Raw genomic sequence first — 2,720 nt, forward strand, 5'->3', positions numbered from 1 at the left:
GGGCGGTGGCGGGCGCGGCCTCCCCGCACAGGACCTCCAGTCCGGCGTCCACGCCGGCGGCCGAGCCCGCGGTGAGCAGGGTGTCCAGCCCGGGCAGGCCGTGCAGGGCCCGTCGGACGGCGTCCCGGTCGGGGGCGTGGTCCAGGGCCCGGTGGAAGGTCCAGCGGACGTCGCCGAGCACGGTGAGGAGGGCGCCGAGGGCGGGGAGGTCCGCGTCGCCGTCGGCGTCGAGGAAACCGATGACGAATTCGTCGGCGCCGGCCTCCAGCAGTTCGGCCGCGGTGTCGCACAGACGTTCCAGATCGGCGGTGTCGCCGATGGCGAAACCGTCACGGGGGCGCAGCATGACCCGGATCGGCAGATCGACGGCGGCGCGCACGGCGGAGAAGATGGAGGGGGAGGGGGTCAGCCCGTCGGCGGCCATGTCGGTCACCAGTTCGAGGCGATCCGCCCCACCGGTCCGGGCCGCCACGGCGTCCTCGACATCGAGGGCGATCACCTCGAGAAGTGGTCTAGACATATCGCAAAGAATCTCACACCCGCCGTTCCGAGGAAAGGTCCAGACCATGTGCGCCACGCACGGCTCACCCGCCGGACGGGTCGGCGCACCCGCCCGTTCACCGTTCCCGTCCGGGCCGGGAACGCCCCGTTCCGGGCCGCCCGACCGGTCCGCACCCCCACCGGAGACCCGACTGCTCCGGCTGCTCGGTGAGCAGCCGGAGGTCACCACCCTGACCCACACCCTGCTCGGGCGATGGGGCGAACCCACCCGGCACTACCACACCACCGCCCACCTGTGGGCCGTGCTCGGCCGGCTGGACCTCCTCACCGGGCACGCCGAGGATCCCGTCGCCGTCGAACTCGCCGCCTGGTACCACGACGCGGTGTACGTGCCGGGCGCACCCGACAACGAGGAGCGCAGCGCCCGCCTCGCGGAGAAGGAACTCCCCCTTCTCGGAGTGCCCGCCGAGCGGGTCGCCGAGGTCGCGCGCCTGGTGCGTCTGACCGCCGGCCACCGCACCGATCCGGGCGACACCAACGGGGAGGCGCTGTGCGACGCCGACCTGGGCGTGCTCGGCGGCCCGCCCGAGGAGTACGCCCGCTACACGGCGGCCGTGCGGATGGAGTACGCGGCGGTACCCTCCGAGGAGTTCCGCGCCGGCCGCGCCGCCGTGCTGCGCGAACTGCTGGACCTCCCCCTCCTCTACCGCACCCCCTACGGGGCGGCGCACTGGGAGGCGACCGCCCGGTACAACCTGCGCGCCGAGCTGGAACTCCTCACGGCCTGACCCGGGGCCCCACCCCCGGGCGCGGCGTCCACCGCTTGCGGCGGCGCAGCCCGGAGACGTGCAGCAGGCGCACGACCTCCCGGCTCCCCACCGGCCGCGCGCCCAGCCGAACCGCCTCCGCGTACCGGTCGGCGGGCAGGTCGTAGTGGTCCCGGTCGAAGGCCCGGCGCGGCACCCCGCCCAACCGTCGGGCGAAGGCGTGGAGTTCGGCGGTGGAACTGTCGCTGATCAGGTGCGACCACAGCCGGCCGTGCGCCGGCCAACGGGGCGGGTCGATGTACACCGCCATCCGCCCGTTCCCTCCGCGTCCTCGGCATCGCCGCCCGGTACGGGTCTTCCCGCGGGCGGTTCCACTGTCCAGTATGAACCCGGCGCGTCCCCGGATCGGGTGACGCCCCCGGGGGTTGACGGAAGAACCCGTCCGAAAATATCTTTCAATCGTGAGGGAGTCCATGAAGAAAAATGCCGTAGGGCGCGGGGAGCGGACCCGACCGGGCACCACCGTGCCCCGGCCGGCACCGCCCGAGCCGGCCGCGCTGGCGGCCAAGGTCCGCACCATGGCCCCCTCCATGACCCGTTCCATGCAGCGGGTCGCCGAGGCCGTCGCCGAGGATCCCGCCGCCTGCGCCGCCCTCACCGTCACCGCCCTCGCCGAGCGCACCGGGACCAGCGAGGCCACCGTGGTGCGGACCGCCCGACTGCTGGGGTACCCCGGCTACCGTGACCTCCGGTTGGCCCTCGCCGGTCTCGCCGCGCAGCAGGCGTCCGGCGCCGCCCCCTCCCTGACCACCGACATCACCGTGGACGACCCCATGGCGGAGGTCCTCGCCAAGCTGACCCGCGACGAGCGGCAGACCCTCACCGACACCGCCGGCGCCCTGGACCTCGGGCAGGTGGAGGCCGCGGTGGCCGCCCTGGCCGCCGCTCCCCGCATCGACCTGTACGGGGTGGGGGCCTCCTCTCTCGTCGCCCAGGACCTGGCCCAGAAGCTGCTGCGCATCGGCAAGGTCACCCACGCCCACACCGACCCCCACCTCGCGGTCACCGGCGCGGTGCAGCTGCGCGCCGGGGACGTGGCCGTCGCCATCACCCACTCCGGCAGCACCGTGGACGTGGTCGAGCCACTGCGGGCGGCCTTCGACCACGGCGCCACCACCGTGGCGATCACCGGCCGCCCGGACGGCGGGGTCACCCGATGGGCCGATCACGTGTTGACCACCTCCACCGCCCGCGAGAGCGAGTTGCGCCCGGCGGCGATGTCCAGTCGCACCGGTCAGCTGTTGGTCGTGGACTGTCTGTTCGTCGGTGTGGCGCAGCGCACCTACGACACCGCCGCGCCCGCGCTGCGCGCCAGCTACGAGGCGCTGGCCCACCGTCATCCGTCCCGCGAGCCGCGCTGAACGGCCGCCCGCCCCGGCGCCCGTCCCGGCC

The 2,720-nt window shown here is 74.4% G+C and carries 4 protein-coding genes; 2 read left to right on the forward strand and 2 right to left on the reverse strand.

Going from position 1 to position 2,720, the window contains the following annotated elements:
• Positions 1 to 520, reverse strand: a 520-nt coding sequence (locus FNQ90_RS18945) for a copper homeostasis protein CutC (RefSeq protein WP_182607467.1), incomplete at its 3' end; no start/stop codon positions are given.
• 46 nt (positions 521 to 566) lie between these two features.
• Here FNQ90_RS18945 and FNQ90_RS18950 point away from each other — a divergent pair.
• Positions 567 to 1,289, forward strand: coding sequence for an HD domain-containing protein (locus tag FNQ90_RS18950; RefSeq protein ID WP_182607468.1), 723 nt, complete (start codon positions 567 to 569; stop codon positions 1,287 to 1,289).
• Here FNQ90_RS18950 and FNQ90_RS18955 read toward each other — a convergent pair.
• On the reverse strand, positions 1,279 to 1,578 hold the full coding sequence (locus FNQ90_RS18955) for a DUF4031 domain-containing protein (RefSeq protein WP_182607469.1): 300 nt from the start codon (positions 1,576 to 1,578) through the stop codon (positions 1,279 to 1,281). The genes FNQ90_RS18950 and FNQ90_RS18955 overlap by 11 nt on opposite strands.
• A gap of 163 nt (positions 1,579 to 1,741) precedes the next feature.
• On the opposite strand from FNQ90_RS18955, the gene FNQ90_RS18960 reads away from it, so the two are divergent.
• Positions 1,742 to 2,689, forward strand: a complete 948-nt coding sequence (locus FNQ90_RS18960) for a MurR/RpiR family transcriptional regulator (RefSeq protein ID WP_182607470.1) — start codon at positions 1,742 to 1,744, stop codon at positions 2,687 to 2,689.
• The last annotated feature ends 31 nt before the right edge of the window (positions 2,690 to 2,720 follow it).

Source organism: Streptomyces alkaliphilus (assembly GCF_014141535.1).
In the GTDB taxonomy this organism is placed as follows: Bacteria; Actinomycetota; Actinomycetes; order Streptomycetales; family Streptomycetaceae; genus Streptomyces; species Streptomyces alkaliphilus.

Excerpts from the sequence above, each read along its gene's own strand:
- FNQ90_RS18955 (WP_182607469.1), bottom strand. The coding sequence starts at position 1,578 with ATGGCGGTGTACATCGACCCGCCCCGTTGGCCGGCGCACGGCCGGCTG.
- FNQ90_RS18950 (WP_182607468.1), top strand. The coding sequence starts at position 567 with ATGTGCGCCACGCACGGCTCACCCGCCGGACGGGTCGGCGCACCCGCC.
- FNQ90_RS18960 (WP_182607470.1), top strand. The coding sequence starts at position 1,742 with ATGAAGAAAAATGCCGTAGGGCGCGGGGAGCGGACCCGACCGGGCACC.